This is a genomic window from Frankia sp. CeD (assembly GCF_000732115.1).
Taxonomy (GTDB): domain Bacteria; phylum Actinomycetota; class Actinomycetes; order Frankiales; family Frankiaceae; genus Frankia; species Frankia casuarinae.
In genome coordinates this window covers 22830-37839 of record NZ_JPGU01000039.1, presented here as the reverse complement: position 1 = coordinate 37839, position 15010 = coordinate 22830, and the positions used below count along the sequence as shown (strand labels likewise).

General features: G+C 69.9%; 15 protein-coding genes. All 15 read right to left on the bottom strand.

Annotated elements, in window-relative coordinates; all coding sequences use genetic code 11:
• The coding region (locus tag CED_RS17130; RefSeq protein ID WP_160172403.1) for a transposase family protein at positions 1–224 on the bottom strand (224 nt) is incomplete at its 3' end.
• A gap of 171 nt (positions 225–395) precedes the next feature.
• Positions 396–821, bottom strand: coding sequence for a cold-shock protein (locus CED_RS17125; protein WP_035912259.1), 426 nt, complete (start codon positions 819–821; stop codon positions 396–398).
• 602 nt (positions 822–1423) lie between these two features.
• The gene (gene hypE, locus CED_RS17120; protein ID WP_011436382.1) at positions 1424–2503 is read right to left on the bottom strand and encodes a hydrogenase expression/formation protein HypE; all 1080 of its coding nucleotides are present in this window, start codon (positions 2501–2503) and stop codon (positions 1424–1426) included.
• The gene (gene hypD / locus CED_RS17115) at positions 2493–3683 is read right to left on the bottom strand and encodes a hydrogenase formation protein HypD (protein ID WP_035912254.1); all 1191 of its coding nucleotides are present in this window, start codon (positions 3681–3683) and stop codon (positions 2493–2495) included. The genes hypE and hypD overlap by 11 nt, the downstream gene beginning before the upstream one ends.
• The gene (locus CED_RS17110; RefSeq protein ID WP_011436380.1) at positions 3680–3982 is read right to left on the bottom strand and encodes a HypC/HybG/HupF family hydrogenase formation chaperone; all 303 of its coding nucleotides are present in this window, start codon (positions 3980–3982) and stop codon (positions 3680–3682) included. Before CED_RS17110 ends, hypD begins: the two co-directional genes overlap by 4 nt.
• A 7-nt stretch (positions 3983–3989) precedes the next feature.
• Positions 3990–6437: a carbamoyltransferase HypF gene (hypF, locus tag CED_RS17105; protein WP_235187119.1), complete on the bottom strand. Its 2448-nt coding sequence runs from the start codon at positions 6435–6437 to the stop codon at positions 3990–3992.
• A 179-nt stretch (positions 6438–6616) separates the two neighbouring features.
• Positions 6617–6829, bottom strand: a complete 213-nt coding sequence (locus CED_RS17100; protein ID WP_023841716.1) for a hypothetical protein — start codon at positions 6827–6829, stop codon at positions 6617–6619.
• 27 nt (positions 6830–6856) lie between these two features.
• Positions 6857–7540: a DUF5947 family protein gene (locus CED_RS17095; RefSeq protein WP_035734076.1), complete on the bottom strand. Its 684-nt coding sequence runs from the start codon at positions 7538–7540 to the stop codon at positions 6857–6859.
• Complete coding sequence (locus CED_RS17090; RefSeq protein ID WP_011436377.1) at positions 7537–8112, bottom strand: NifU family protein; 576 nt, start codon at positions 8110–8112, stop codon at positions 7537–7539. The genes CED_RS17095 and CED_RS17090 overlap by 4 nt, the downstream gene beginning before the upstream one ends.
• A complete protein-coding gene (locus CED_RS17085; protein ID WP_035912250.1) occupies positions 8105–9898 on the bottom strand; it encodes a nickel-dependent hydrogenase large subunit in 1794 nt (597 codons plus the stop codon). The genes CED_RS17090 and CED_RS17085 overlap by 8 nt, the downstream gene beginning before the upstream one ends.
• Before the next feature lie 93 nt (positions 9899–9991).
• Positions 9992–11056 (bottom strand): hydrogenase expression protein HypE, encoded by a 1065-nt coding sequence (locus tag CED_RS17080; protein ID WP_011436375.1) that lies wholly within the window; start codon positions 11054–11056, stop codon positions 9992–9994.
• A complete protein-coding gene (locus tag CED_RS17075) occupies positions 11053–11658 on the bottom strand; it encodes a hydrogenase maturation protease (protein ID WP_011436374.1) in 606 nt (201 codons plus the stop codon). Before CED_RS17075 ends, CED_RS17080 begins: the two co-directional genes overlap by 4 nt.
• On the bottom strand, positions 11655–13148 hold the full coding sequence (locus CED_RS17070; RefSeq protein ID WP_369807852.1) for a hypothetical protein: 1494 nt from the start codon (positions 13146–13148) through the stop codon (positions 11655–11657). The genes CED_RS17075 and CED_RS17070 overlap by 4 nt, the downstream gene beginning before the upstream one ends.
• A gap of 296 nt (positions 13149–13444) precedes the next feature.
• Positions 13445–14296, bottom strand: coding sequence for a hydrogenase nickel incorporation protein HypB (hypB, locus tag CED_RS17065; RefSeq protein WP_011436372.1), 852 nt, complete (start codon positions 14294–14296; stop codon positions 13445–13447).
• Positions 14248–14658, bottom strand: a complete 411-nt coding sequence (locus CED_RS17060; protein ID WP_011436371.1) for a hydrogenase maturation nickel metallochaperone HypA — start codon at positions 14656–14658, stop codon at positions 14248–14250. The genes hypB and CED_RS17060 overlap by 49 nt, the downstream gene beginning before the upstream one ends.
• Between the last annotated feature and the right edge of the window lie 352 nt (positions 14659–15010).

Below are 15010 nucleotides of genomic sequence, written 5' to 3'. Positions count from 1 at the left end.
GCGCAGGCCCACTCCCACACCGCCACGGTGGTGTCGTGACCTGCGATGTTGCCCGCGACCCACAACGCCAGGACCGGCGCGAGCTCGTAGCGAACACCCCGCGGGTCGCGCCAGTCCGGTACCCGCCGCAACACCGCGACCAGCCCCGCGACCTGCGCGGCTGTCGAGACCTCAACCTGCTCCTGCTGACACTCAAGCCACAACATGGGGGACACTACAGACACGGACGCGGCACCTGCTTCTGGAAGACCTNTGCGTGAGAACTCAGATCTTCCTGTAGGTGCCGCGTCTGCCGCGTTCCAGGGCCCTTCNCGGCCCNACCCCNAGCAGTAGCCGACCACAAACTCAAGACGCCACGCCGTACCTACTTTGACGTCGCCCTGCCCGGATACGCGTCAGCTCTCGATCCAACCGTACTTCTCGGCCACGCCCATCAGCTCGCTTCTGATCCGGACTATCTGCGTCCCCGTCAGGGTCGGGTCGATCCGGAGCAACAGTTCGGTGATTTCCTGGGTGAACTCCCCGACCGGCAGGACGTCGCAGAGAGCGTCGGAATCGTCCGCGTGGACGGTTCCCCTCGTCGGCGCCGGAGCGGCCAGACCCGAAGCCGCGGGCGCGGACCTGAGGATGCGGGCCGCACTGGCCTTCAGCCCACGCTCGCCCTCCTCGATCTCGAACTCCATGACGGCCCCAGGGATGACGAGATTCTTCTCAACAAGAAGATCGTTGGCATGTAGGAAAATATCGTCTCCACCGTCACTGGGAGCTATGAAACCGTAACCCCGAACATGGTCGAAGCGAAGAACCTTNCCTGTNCTCACGACTCNCCTCAACAACNCCCNAAAGACCATACGATTANCCNCCGCCGCTTCGTCCGCCCAACCGCCACATGGCGGGCCGGACGACTTAAGAGTGAAGCATACCACCACAGCCCCAACCGACCGCAAGCCTGATGCCTCCACTCTCGCCCTCGACGGAAACAACCGCGCCAATACCCGCCTACGCTACCTCGGTTGAGACCAACGTTCAACGCGGAACGACGGGTCATCCTTTCACGATTACGACCACACCCCCAAGACGGAGCCGCGACCACAGAAACGAACGCGTGTTCGACATCGCCGGGCGAGAGGTCTACGCTTACAACCATGTTCACGTACAGACCGTTCCCGGCCACCCGACCATGATCGCCGCCATCCCGAGCCGCCGACGCCCGTCTCCGAGCGTCCGGAGGACGTCCTCTCCGCATTCCGCCGGACGCCCGCGGCGCGCCAGCCGGTCACTCCCTGAGCCCCAGCCCGCCACCGAGAGGCCGACAGGCATGCACCTCACCATTCCACCTGCCCGGGGATCTTGTCGAATTCGGCGACGGAGGCGCGGACCGGAATGCACGGGTCCACCCTGGACTCGAAAACAGCTCAGAGATTCAGCAGATTCGGGGAAGTTGCTCACCGACCGGGAGGTCCACCAGGCGGCTCGCGCCGAGACCGGTCCTCGCGACCACCATTCCCGGGTGTTCCGCGGTCACCGTACCTATCACAGCCGCGTTTCGGCCGAGTGGGCGCGCGCGCATCGCCTCGAGCACCCGATCGGCGTCCCGCGGCGCGACCATCGCCACGAGCTTGCCCTCGTTGGCGATGTAGAAGGGGTCCAGCCCGAGAATGCTGCAGGCGTCGAGGACCGGCTCGGGAACGGGAACATGCCGTTCGGTGATGACGATTCCCACCCGCGCGGTCCGCGCAATCTCGTTGAGTGTCGCGGCCAGTCCTCCGCGCGTCGGGTCCCGCAGGGCGTGCACGTCCGCGCCGGTGCGCAACATGGCGCCGACCAGTCCGTGCAACGGTGCGGTGTCACTGCGGACCTCCGTGGCGAATTCCAGGCCCTCCCGGCAGCTGAGCACGGCGATCCCGTGCAGCCCGATCTCGCCGCTGACCAGGACGACGTCGCCCGGCCGGGCCCGAGCGGGCCGGATGTCAACGCCGTCGGGAACCAGGCCGATCCCCGCCGTGTTGACGTAGACCCCATCACCGTGACCGGCATCGACGACCTTGGTGTCGCCGGTGACCAGCCGGACGCCCGCGGCACGGGCCGCCGCTCCGAGCGCATCCGCCACCCGGCCGAGATCGGTCAGCTCGGTGCCCTCTTCCAGGATGAATGCGGTCGAGAGGTACCGGGGTTCGGCGCCGGACATCGCCAGGTCGTTGACGGTTCCGTTGACCGCAAGATCACCGATCGAGCCGCCAGGGAAGAACAACGGTCGAACGACGTAGGAGTCGGTGGTGAACGACACCCGTGCGCCGTCGACGGTGACCACGGCCGCATCCCCCAGGTCCTCCGGACCGCCCGCGCCGGCGGCTGCGAAGGCCGGCAGGAAGAGATGCTCGACGAGTTCGGCNGACATCGCCCCCCCGCCGCCATGCCCCATCACGATCGTGGGGCACTCCACCAACGGCGCCGGGCAGGTCCACGCGGCCGGATCCACCGCCGTCGCGGCCTCATCCACCATGTCCCACCTCCAGCGCACGTCCCACCTCCAGCACATGTCCCGCTTCCGGCGCACGTCCCGCTTCCGGCAGGGGCTGCGCAATCGCCGGGGAGGTGCTCATCCGGCGGTAGAGGTAGTAGGCGGCACAGGCCCCTTCGGAGGACACCATGGTCGCGCCGAGCGGGGTCCGCGGAGTGCACTGCCGTCCGAAGGCCGCGCACTCATGCGGCTTGATCAGGCCTTGGAGCACCTCGCCCGATCGGCACGCCGACGACTCGGCCGTGTGGACATCCGCGACGGCAAACCGCAGCTCCGCGTCGAAGTCGCGGTAGGCCGGCGACAGGCGCCAGCCGCTGCCCGGGATGACACCGATGCCCCGCCAGGCCCGGTCGGCCACCTCGAAAACATCCCGCAGCATCGCGATGGCGGCCGGGTTGCCGGCTGCCGGAACCGCTCGGGGATAGGCGTTCTCCACCTCGTGTCGGCCGGCCTCCAGCTGCACCACGGTGCGGCGGATGCCCTCGAGGAGGTCGAGTGGTTCGAAGCCGGTGACCACGATCGGCACGCCGTAACGCCGTGCCAGGGCCGGGTACTCGCCGGTGCCCATCACGCTGCAGACGTGACCAGCGGCCAGGAACCCCTGGACGCGGCAGCTCGGCGACTCCATGATCGCGGCAATCGCCGGCGGTACCAGCACGTGCGACACCAGCAGGGAGAAGTTGCCCAAGTCGAGCCGTTTCGCCTGGAAGACCGTCATCGCGTTGGCCGGCGCGGTGGTCTCGAATCCGATCCCGAAGAACACGACCTCCCGATCGGGGTTGCGCTGGGCGATCGTCAGGGCGTCCAGCGGGGAGTAGACCACCCGGACGTCGGCGCCCGCGCTCTTCACCCGGAAGAGGTCCCGATCGCTCCCCGGCACCCGCAGCATGTCGCCGAAGGAGCAGAAGATGACGCCCGGCCGTGCGGCGATCTCCAGCGCCCTGTCGATGATCTCAAGCGGGGTCACGCACACCGGGCAGCCGGGGCCGTGGATCATCTCGATGCCCTCGGGCAGAAGCTGATCGATACCGTGCCGGATGAGCGAGTGAGTCTGCCCACCGCAGACCTCCATGATCGACCATGGGCGAGTCGTCGTCGCGTGGATCTGTTCCAGCAGCCGACCGGCCAGCTCCGGATCCCGGAACTCCTCCAGATACCTCACCGCGTCACCCCCTCCTCGCCGGCCCCGCGGGCCGTGGCACTCACACCGGCCGCACCGTCACCCAGCTCCTCGGTCAGGAGTCCCATCCGCGCGAAGGTGGCCAGCGACTCCACCGCCGAGCGTTCGTCCAGCCGTTGGATCGCGAACCCCACATGCACGATCACGTACTCGCCGACCATGACCTCGGGCAGGTACTGCAGGCAGACGTCCTTGCGCACNCCCCCGAAATCGACCTCGGCCATCCGGGCCCCGTGGCGTTCCTCGATCCCCACCACCCGTCCTGGAACCGCGAGACACACCTGTTCCTCACCCCTTTTCCCGCGTCTTCTCCCGCGCTGCGGCGACGAGCAGCTGACCGAGAGCGATCCCCCCGTCATTCGGAGGTACCCGCGCATGCCGCAGCACCGTGAAGCCCCCCGCATGCAGTGCCCTGGATGCAGCCGTCGTCAGAACGGCGTTCTGGAAGNCCCCGCCGGTGAGTCCGACCAGGTCAAGGCCCACCTCGCCGCGTGCCCGCCGGGCGAGGTCCACGATCATCGCCACGACGGCTGTGTGGAAACGGACCGCGGCGATGTCCACGGCGAGCCCGGCCGACAGATCCCTCACCATCGCCCGGATGACCGGCGCCGGGTCGATAATCAGCGGCCTGCCCAGCCCCTGCCCGCGCAGGGCGAACGCGTGGCGTTCGCGGTCGTCCGCGCCGCCGCCGGCCGCGGTGCGCGCCCGGGCCTCCAGCTCGATCGCCGCCTGCGCCTCGAAGTCGACCTCGTGACGGATGCCGAGCAGCGAGCTGACCGCGTCGAAGAGCCGCCCCATGCTGGAGGTCGGCACGCAGCCCAGCCCGCTGGCCAGCTGGTGGGTCAGCACCCGCCGCTCCGGCTGCGGGCAGGCGACGACCGGCGGCAGGGTGGGATCCCAGCGGACTCCGGCGGCGTGCAGATGGGCGAGCGCCATCCGGCAGGGCCGCCGAACCGCGGCGTCCCCACCGGCAAGCGGCACATAGCCCAGGTGGGCGAAGCGCCGGAACCCGCGGTAGTCGGCGATCAGCACCTCGCCGCCCCACACGGCCCGGTCGGGGCCGTAGCCGGTCCCGTCAAAGGCGAATCCCACCACCGGCCGGGTGCCGTCGAGGCCGTGCTCGGCCATCAGCGCGGCCACATGGGCATGGTGATGCTGCACGGTCCGTATCGGTCGGCCGGCGGCGTGCCGCACAGCCCACTGGCGCGACCGATAGCCCGGATGCGCGTCGGTGACGAGCTGGCGGGGGGTGACGCCGGTCAGGTGCTCGAGGTGCCGCTCGGCGGCGTCGAAGGCGCGCAGGGTGGCCAGGTCGTCCATGTCCCCGATGTGCCCGCTGAGCCAGGCCGACCGGCCCGCGCCCAGGCCGCAGGTGTTCTTGAGGTCGGCCCCGACGGCCAGCGTCGGGGGCACCTCGAACGGCAGCGGCACCGGCAACGGCGCGTAGCCACGCGAGCGGCGTACCGGCGACGGGGCACCATCGACCACCCGGACAACGGAGTCGTCGCAGGGCACCCGGATCGGACGGTCGTGGCGCAGCCAGCCATCGACAAGCGGGGCGAGCCGGCGCAGGGCGTCGGTGTCCTCGGCCGCGATCGGCTCGCCGCCGAGGTTCCCGGAGGTCATCACCAACGGCGGCCATCCGGCGGTGCCGACGGTTCGATGGAGGGGCACGGGCTCGCCTGGCAGGCCGAGCAGCAGATGGTGCACCGGCGTGTAGGGCAGCAGCAGACCGAGATCGGGGTTGTCCGGGGCAACGGAGTCGGCGAGCGCGGGACGGCCGTCGCGACGGCGGCGCACCAGCACGATGGGCCGAGCGGGGTCGGTGAGCAGGGCCGCCTCCCGCTCGTCGACATGCGCCAGGGCCCGGGCCGCAGCCAGGTCGTGGACCATGACGGCGAACGGCTTGCCGCCGCGCCGTTTGCGGCGTCGCAGGGTCGTCACCGCCGTCGGGTCGGTGGCGACGCAGGCGAGGTGGTAGCCGCCCACCCCCTTCACCGCCAGGACGCCACCGTCGGCGAGCAGCCGCCGCGCCGCGGCGAGCGCGTCCTCGCCGGTCCGCGGCGCGCCCAACGGCGACACGAACTCCAGGCGCGGTCCGCACGCCGGGCAGGCGATCGGCTGGGCATGGAAACGTCGGTCGGCCGGATCGGAGTACTCCCGCTCACACACGGGGCACATGGCGAACCGGGCCATCGTCGTTGCCGGCCGGTCGTAGGGAAGGTCGGTGATGATCGTGAACCTGGGTCCGCAGTTGGTGCACGTGATGAACGGATGCCGGTAACGCCGGTCCGCGGGATCGGCCAGTTCCCGCAGGCAATCCGGGCATGTCGCCACGTCGGGGGCCGCCGCCGTACGCCCACCCGCGGCCGGCCGGGATCGGACGATCGCGAAGCCGGATCCGCCGCAGGGCGGAAGTTCCGTGGTCACGACCCGCTCGACCATGGCCAGCGGCGGCACGTCGCAGCGAAGCCGGCGGGCGAAGTCCTCGACTGCGCCGGGGGNTCCCTCGACCTCCGCGACCACGCCGCCGGTGTCGTTGCGCACCCAGCCGGTCAGAGCCAGCTCCGTCGCGGCGGCGTGGACGAACGGCCGGAAGCCGACCCCCTGGACCAGCCCCTGGACGACGAACCGTCGCCGGGCCCGGCCGCCTGGGCCGGCCTCCCGGCTCGGTTCACCGGCCCCGCCCACCGAGAGCACCGGCCGGGTCATGCGGCCCGCCGTGCCGTCCGCCATCACATCTTCTCGATCCTGATGTATCGGACGAGGGCCGGATACTCCCTCCAGAATAGGCCGACGGCACCGGCCACGCCGACTGTCGCCAGCACCAGCTTGCGACTACTCATGTCCACCTCCTCGGTACCGTTTTCCCACGCGTGTCCGCGGGCTTCGGGTGGTGCGCCGCCTGCTGGGCGCTACCCCGGCGGCAGGTTGGGCATGCTCCTCGGCGCGACGGGATTGCGCCTCTTCGGTCGGACGCCGGTGGAGCGCCGAGCGTCGGCGCTGCCATCGGCGTGGTGCCCCACCTGCCATCGGTACGAACCGGTCGCGTTGCCCTGTGCAACCCCCTTGACGTGCGCGGTGGCGTCCGGCGCGACGTCGGGCTTACCGACCCGGATCTCGGCCATCTCGTCCTGCCCTCCCTCTCTTTCCTCTCAGCCCCGCCCCGCGGGGCCAGCGCGGCCCTGGCCCGTGAGATGCACCGGCCGTGCGGCCCGCACCGGGCTTGCGGGCCGGCGGCCGAGATCGGCGAAGAACCCGTCGATCGCCGGCCACACGCGCAGGCCTCCGGACAGGCCCCTCCACNCCCGCCGGATGACCGCCACGAGCCGGTGACAGTCGTCGACGGGAACGATCCAGTGCTCGTGGCGGCCGTGGGTAGTGTTCGTCAGCAGCGCCTCGACCAGCGGTGTCAGGTCACCCAGCGCCGGGCAGCGCCGCACGATGCCGCGCCACGTGCCGGGCGCGACGCCCCAGCGGGTGGCGCCCATCGGGCTGGGATAGCGGGCGCTGACCGAGCCGTCGGTCCCGACGACGAAGAACGCCAACCCCACCGGGGTACCCAGCTCGTCCGCGTCGAGTGCGGGAAGCCGCAGCCGTCGCCGGGGAACGAGCCGGAAGTGCCCACGTCCGGCCGCCTCCCGGTCGAACAGCAGCGCGCACGCCTGGCAGGCGCAGAGCAGCTCGTCGCGTTGTTCGTCGAGGATGTGCCGATGCTCCGCCGGCACGGCGGTCCGGCACATGTCGCAGCGGGCCTCGGCCGCGCCGGCGCGGTCGGTCGCGGCGCGCACAAGCCGCCGCAACGCGCCGTCGGCCGTCGGGGACATCGGGGCCGTCATGGACCCACCCCGTCGGCGACGGGCCGGGCGAGCACGGTGTCGAGGGGAACGAAGGCGGTCCGCTCGGGTTCACCCGGCGCGGGTAGGCGCCGGACGTCGGACAGCTCCGGCGCGACGGCGAGCACGGCCTGGCGAACCGCCTCGGTGACCCCCGCCGAGGTCGAGCCACACCCGCCGAGGGTCAGCCGGACCTCGGCCACCCCCCGTTCGATCCCACTCAGCTCGATCTCCCCACCCCGGTCCCGGACTGCGGGTCGAAGCTGCTCGATCGCCCGCGCGACCCGGGCCCCGACCGGCTCAGGATGGACGTCGTGCAGGACGAGCAGATGGTCGAGCAGCTCGTCGCCGGTGAACGCGGCGAGCACCTCCGGGGCTCCCGACGCGTATCCGACGGCTCGGGCCAGCGCCTCGCCGTACACCGCCGCGAGTGTTGCCACCGCGTCGATCGCCAGCTCACCACTCGGCCCCGGAATGCGCTCCACCTGCGCCAGCACCTCGTCGAGGTGGGCGAGCCGGCCCCGCACAGCGAGATCGTCGAGCCGGTGCCCACCCGCGCCGTCCGGATCAACCATGGCTGGCCCCGAACATCGGCGAGTGCACCGTGCGCAGGGTGCGGCCCCGACCGAGATACATGTGCACCCCGCAGGGCAGGCAGGGGTCGAAGCTGCGCACCGTCCGCATCACATCAACGCCCTTGAACCCCTCCGGACCGTTCTCCTCGAAGATCGGCATGTTCTGTACCGCGTCCTCGTAGGGGCCCGGAGTTCCGAAGAAGTCGCGGGGGCTGCCGTTCCACGGCGTCGGCGGGTAGGGGNGATAATTTGCGATCTTGCCGTCGCGCACCACCATGTGGTGCGACAGCACGCCGCGCACCGCCTCGTGGAAACCGCAGCCGATCGTCTCGTCCGGCACGTCGAAGTCGCAGAACACCCGGGTGTCACCCGAGCGCACCCGATCCATGCCCTGCTCGAGGAAGTACAGCGCCATCGCCGCCGCGTAGGCGACGAAGTAGACACGGGCCCGGTCCCGCTCGATCGCGTTCGACCAGGCCGGCGGCTTCCACTGCAGGTCGACGGCGGGCAGCGTGCGGCTGCGCGGCAGCGAGATGTTCACCGCGCCCCCGGTCGCGGTGACGTAGGGGGTGTTCACCAGTCCGGCGAGTGCCGTGGTGTAAAGCCGAGCGAAGGGCCCTCCCCCGGTATCCAGGGCGAGATGCTCGCCGCTGCGGGCGTCAAGCCACCGCGGGCTCATCACCCAGCTGTACTTCTCCCCGAAGTCCCGCTTCTGCGGCACCGGCAGCGTCGTCTGGTTCCACGGATGGCGCATGTCGACCGGATTTCCGAGCGGATCCCGGGTGACGAACGGCTCCTCGTTCACCCAGTCCTGGTAGAAGGAACTGCCCAGCAGGATCCGGATGCCCAGATTGATCTCCACCAGGTCGGTGGTCAGCAGATCGCCGTCGACGACGATCCCGGGTGTCACGTGCATCGCCCGGCCCCAGGTGGTCATGTTCTCGTACCGGTAGTCCACGACGTTCGGATCCTGGAACGCGCCCCAGCAGCCCAGCAGCACCCGGCGGCGGCCGACCTCCTCGTAACCGGGCAGCGCCTCGTACCAGAAGTCGAACAGGTCGTCGTTCAACGCGACGGCCTTCTTGACGAAATCAAGGATCTCCATCAGCCGGCTGAGGTAGTCGGTGAACACCGTCGGTTCCGGCATCGTGCCGACCCCGCCCGGATACAGCGTGGAGGGGTGCACGTGCCTGCCCTCCATCAGGCAGAACATCTCGCGGGTGATCCGGCTAACCTTGAGGGCCTCCCGGTAGATCTCCCCCTCGAACGGGTTGAACGAACGCATGATGTCAGCGATAGTCCGCATCCCGTGCACGGCCGCGTTCGGTGCGGCGGTGGCCTCTGCCCGGGCCAGCACGCCGGGATTGGTCTGCTTGACCATCGCCTCGCAGAAGTCCACGAACACCAGGTTGTCCTGGAAGATCGTGTGATCGAACAGGTACTCGGCGGCCTCTCCGAGATTGATGATCCATTCCGCCATCGGCGGGTTCGCGATGCCGTACGCCATGTTCTGGGCGTAGACCGAGCAGGTGGTGTGGTTGTCCCCACAGATGCCGCAGATGCGGCTGGTGATGAAACCCGCGTCCCGCGGATCCTTGCCCTTCATGAACACCGAATAGCCGCGGAACAGCGACGAGGTGCTGTGACACTCGGTGACCCGCCGGTTGGCAAAGTCGATCTTCGTGTAGATCCCGAGGTTGCCGATGATGCGCGTGATCGGGTCCCACGCCATCTCCACGATCTGGGCGGGCTTCTCCCCGGTTCTCGACTGCCTGGTCGTCGTCATCGCACACTCCCTCCGGCATCGCTGGGCCCGGCCCGGACAGACCGGGTGTGCCGCCCCGCCTGCCGTCTCGCCGACGTGGGCTCCGGCCCGGTCCTAGGGGCGGTAATGCGGGTCGTAGCCGGTGGTCAGCAGCTCCCGGTTGTGCCGCCACTTCGGCTCGGTGTTCGCCGTCGCATTGGTGATGCCACGCAGCCTGCGGATGAACGACCCGTAGGGTTTGATCGCGCGCGAGGACAGGCTCCCTCCCGGCGGCATGTCCATGAACGGCATGAACTTGTCCGGGAATCCCGGCATCGTGCAGGCAATGCAGATGCCGCCCACGTTCGGGCAGCCGCCCAGCCCGCCCATCCACCCGCGCTTGGGCACGTTGCAGTTCACCACCGGACCCCAGCAGCCAATCTTCACCTGACACTTCGGCGAGTTGTAGTCCTTCGCGAAATCGGCCTGTTCGTAGTAGCCCGCCCGGTCACAGCCCTCGTGCACGGTCCGACCGAAGATCCACTGGGGTCGGAGTTGGTCGTCCAGCGGTGGCGGCGGTGCCGTGCCCGCCGCGTGGTAAAGCACCCAGGTCAGCGTCTCCATGAAGTCGTCCGGTTGAACCGGGCAGCCGGGGACGTTGACAATCGGCAGGTTGCCGGCGGAGGTGAAGTCATGGCCCAGGTAGTCGGCAAGGCCCATCGACCCGGTCGGGTTGCCGGCCATCGCGTGGATCCCGCCGTACGCGGCGCAGGTGCCGATCGCGACGACCGCCCACGCCCTGGGTGCCAGCCGGTCGATCCACCAGTTCAGGGTCAGCGGCTGGCCGGTGTCCGGATCGTTCCCGAACGACGTCCAGTACCCGTCGCCGTGGATGTTCTCGTTCGGAATCGAGCCCTCGATGACGAGGATGAACGGCTCGATGTCACCGCGGGCCGCGGCTCGGTACGGGGCCAGGAACTCCTCCCCGCCGACGGTCGGCGACAGCACCTTGTTATGCAGATGGACCGTCGGCAACCCCGGCACGAGCCCGGTGACGACATCCTCGATCGCTGGCTGGGAGGCCGCGGTCACCGACACCGTGTCGCCGTCGCAGCTCATCCCCTCGGAGATCCAGAGGATGTGCACCTCGTCGAAACCGCCGCGTCGCGAGCTCCCGGACTGCGGGTTCGTGGCCGTCATCTCGGCCCCTCCCTCCTACTGGCGGATGCTGGGGATGGACCCCACGAGCCGGGGTCTCGGACGATCTGCGCGATGAGCCGCACCGCGTCGCCGACGGCAGCCCCCGCGGCGCGGGACAGTCCCATCCGCTCCTCGACGACGGCGGGTCGGCAGCCGACGACCAGCACTCGGCCGACATCGCCACCGAGGCCCCGCAGCAACCGCAGGACCACGTCGGGAGACATGCCATGGGCGTCCATGAGGGGGATGTCATCGACGGGGGGGATGTCGTCAACGGGAATGTCGTTGACGCCGGCCCCGTCAAGTTCGGGCCGGAGCACCACGAGAGTCCCCGGTGGATCGGTCGACGGGACCGCGTCGACGAGGATCACCACGTCGTACCGGCCGTCGAGGAGCTCATAGGCGAGATGCACGCCGCGGATCCCGTAGTCGACGACGTCCACCCCGGCCGGCAGGTCCGCCGGGTCGATGCGGCGCACAACCTCCACCCCGAATCCGTCGTCGCCGAGGAACACGTTGCCGATCCCGGCGACGAGGACGCGCGGTGGACCCGCGGAGGAACCCGCGGGCGGACCCACGCGGGTGGGCGCCGGCCCGATCATGACGCACCCGGTCCGTCGGTGAGCGGTGCCAGCTCCTCGGGTGCGAAGTAGTAATGACGGCCGTACCACCGGTGCAGTTCGGCGGCCGGGTCGTCGTCCAGGGACACCGCGACGTGCCAGGCGCCGTCAACGTCCAGAAAGACGGCCTGAACCCGGGCCTCGCGCCCCCTGAGAAACATGTCGTGCGCGTCGCTTCCACAGCTGCTTCCACGGTCACGGGGATGCAGCCGGACCCGGCTGCCCTTAGCGATCATCACGCCGTCCAGGGAAACACTGTCACTGTCCGGACGGACCGACCGGTCCGCCTCCGGCTCCCACCATCGCGTGGTCGCGGCGGCAACCGGTACGCCGGCCGGCGCGGCCCCGACCGACGGAACCGGTCGCAGCGACCGGACGGCGCCATGCAGGCGGGCGAGTGTGTCCCGCGGGATCCCGTCGACCCGGTCGATAATCTCCGCGGCGCGGCGATCGGTCGCCCGAGCCTCGTGTTTCTCGTCGTCGGTCAGAGCCAGCGTGCGCAGCGAGAGGATTTCATCGATCTCGGTGGCGTCGAAGAGGTCACCCGGGCTCTCGGGGGCGATCCGGGGATGGTCGTACAGGATGATCGGCGAGGACAGCATCACGTCCGGCGCTCCGTCGGCACCGGCGAGAACGGGGAAGGTGTGGATGTTCTCACACTCCCGTGTCGCCCCGGCGGCCCAGGTCGGCGGATCGAGCAGCGAGAGGAACCGTCCCCCGCACGCACCCAGGAGGCTGTGTGTCGCGATCATCGATCGGCGCAGCGCCATCGGTCGCGCGGCGCCGGCGGGGACGTCCGCCACCGTGTTCTCGACGACCAGGCGCAGCCGGTACAGCCGGAAGGGAGCCGCAGCCCGCGTCACGGACACCCGGACCGTCGCCGAGACCGGCCACCGCCGGCGAACCNCCCGAGCCGCACCGCCGCGCCCAACGTCGCGGCCCGCCGGGTTGCCGCGATCATCCAACGGCTCGATCTCCATGCCACCGGGCAGGCTCAGGCTGAACGACTCTCCACGATCAGCCTGTTCCGCCGACCGGCCCCGCACAGCCGGGTCGGCCGGGTCGGCCAGGTCAGCCAGGTCGGCCAGGTCGGCCAGGTCGGCCAGGTCGAGGGTGAGACCGGCCTCGCGCGGCACCGCCTCGTCGAAACTCAGCCGAGCAGCGCCGTCCGCCTTCAGCGCGTCGACCTCGCCGAACGCACCATCGGCCCCTCTGACCTCGACCGAACGGCGCTGGAGTTGCAGAAAGCGCAGCCGGACGACAACCGAGGCGGTCGGGGACAGCTCGAGAAGACAGTCGGTCTGCTGGCACCACGCATCCGTCGATCCGGCGACGGTCCGTGGAACCGGCCCACCCGCCTCGACCCAACGCCGCGGCGCGAGCACCCCGAACTGCCACCGCATCCGGTTCTTGCCCGAGGAGCGGCGATACGGATAGAGCAGATAGCCCTCGTACAGCACCGCGTCAGCCACTGCACGGGCCGACGCGAAACCGGCGGGACAGCTCCCACCGGCCTCGTCGGCACCGGTGCCGGCCCCCACGTCCACGTGAAGGGTGGTCCGCGCGCTAGGCGCCGTCATGGCGAGCGATGCCCAGGACAGGACGAACCCGCGAGCAGCATGACAGTCCCCCTTCGGCGGAGCCGTGGCACCACCCCTGGGGACGATGCCCACCGTACTGTAACCACATGTAACTACGCATTATGGCTATATGCAGTTACGAGAACACTCGTAGCTATTCTTCGACGGGTTGCCCGGGTGCCGCGGCCTCAAACACCGTGAGACGGCCCGCTCGACCGCGGGCGGTGGCCGGCACCCCGCTCGGCGCGCAGCCAGGCGTACCACTGGCCCAGGCCAGGCCCCGGCCTCAGACCCGGCCCCGATCCCGGGGTCGCGCGGACGCGCAGTACGTCGACCCGGGGATTGATCCGGTGAACCTGCGCCTCGTACCGCGCGACCTCAACGTCGAGGTAGGGCAGCAGGTCGCACTTGGTGAGCAGGACGAGATCGGCAGCCGCGAACATGTGCGGATACTTGGTCGGCTTGTCCTCGCCTTCGGTGACGGACATCAGCACCACCCGGGCTCGCTCGCCCAGGTCGAACAGCGCCGGGCAGACCAGATTGCCGACGTTCTCGATGAACACCATCGAATCCTCTGCTGGTTCGAGCTCACGCAGCGCACAGTCGATCATGGCCGCATCGAGGTGGCAGCCACGGCCGGTGTTGATCTGGACGACGGGAGCGCCCGTGGACCGGATGCGCTCGGCGTCGCGGATACTCTCCTGATCACCTTCAACCACCGCGATCGGCACGCCCACGCCGAACTCGCGGACGGTCCGCTCCAGCAGCGTCGTCTTGCCCGATCCCGGCGAGCCCATCAGGTTGATCGCCAGCACGTCACGGGCGAGCAGGCGGCGGCGGTTCGCCTCGGCGAGCATGTCGTTCCTGGCCAGCATCCGCTCCTCGACAACCACGGTGCGCGACGTGGTCCCCCCGTCAGGCGCGTGGCCGGCAAGCGCCGGGCCGGGACCGACGAGGACGGGGTCGACGGGGTCGACCCCGTCGAGGGAGGTCAGCCGGGGCGGCGCCGCGACGTCGTCACACCCGCAGGTTCCACACATCCCACATCACCTCCGCCGCTCGGCACGGGTGTCACCTCGACCGTAACGATCATCAGCTCGTCGCCACCGACCACCTCGACGTCGGCGCTGCCGCACGGGCAGAGCACCAGGAGCAGGCGATCGTCGGCCTCGAACGTGGCGCCGCACCGCCGGCAACGGGCACGGCCCGGCGGTTCGTCGATCTCCAGGCGAGCGCCTTCGACCGGCGTGCCCGCTGCCACCAGGTCGAAACAGAATCGGACGGAGTCGGGCACGACGCCGGACACCCGCCCGATGACCAGGTGAACCGCCGTGGCCCGCGCTGCCCCGATCCGTTCCACGATCGTGTCCACGACGTTCTGGGTGATCGCCAGCTCGTGCATCCACGGCTCCTCGGGGCCCGGGCAGCCCCACAGAGCACCCCGCTCGCGGCCGGCCCGTCGGTCTCCCTACCCGCCCGGGGTCGGGGACTACCGCCCGGTGTCGGGGACAGTCCTCTCGGGCGGCCTGACAGATCATGGCCGTCGTCATCGCGCTGACAGCCTCCCCTTCTCGATATCCCCTTCTCCATAAAGACGACAAGACTGCGCAAAAGAATATATTCCGCACCAATCTTGCTGGTGGCAGGGGTGGCGGCAAGGAACACCGTCAGCCGGATGGTTCGCCGTGGCCGCCTCGGTCCGATCCGNCCGAAAAAGGGGGACTCATGGCTCTCTCGCACCCGGCACCGCTGAC

What these genes read in the sequence shown, in the direction of transcription:
- CED_RS17100 (WP_023841716.1), bottom strand. Translation starts at nt 6,829, where the DNA reads ATGGCCGAGATCCGGGTCGGTAAGCCCGACGTCGCGCCGGACGCCACC.
- CED_RS17090 (WP_011436377.1), bottom strand. Translation starts at nt 8,112, where the DNA reads ATGGTTGATCCGGACGGCGCGGGTGGGCACCGGCTCGACGATCTCGCT.
- CED_RS17080 (WP_011436375.1), bottom strand. Translation starts at nt 11,056, where the DNA reads ATGACGGCCACGAACCCGCAGTCCGGGAGCTCGCGACGCGGCGGTTTC.
- CED_RS17075 (WP_011436374.1), bottom strand. Translation starts at nt 11,658, where the DNA reads ATGATCGGGCCGGCGCCCACCCGCGTGGGTCCGCCCGCGGGTTCCTCC.
- hypB (WP_011436372.1), bottom strand. Translation starts at nt 14,296, where the DNA reads ATGTGTGGAACCTGCGGGTGTGACGACGTCGCGGCGCCGCCCCGGCTG.
- CED_RS17060 (WP_011436371.1), bottom strand. Translation starts at nt 14,658, where the DNA reads ATGCACGAGCTGGCGATCACCCAGAACGTCGTGGACACGATCGTGGAA.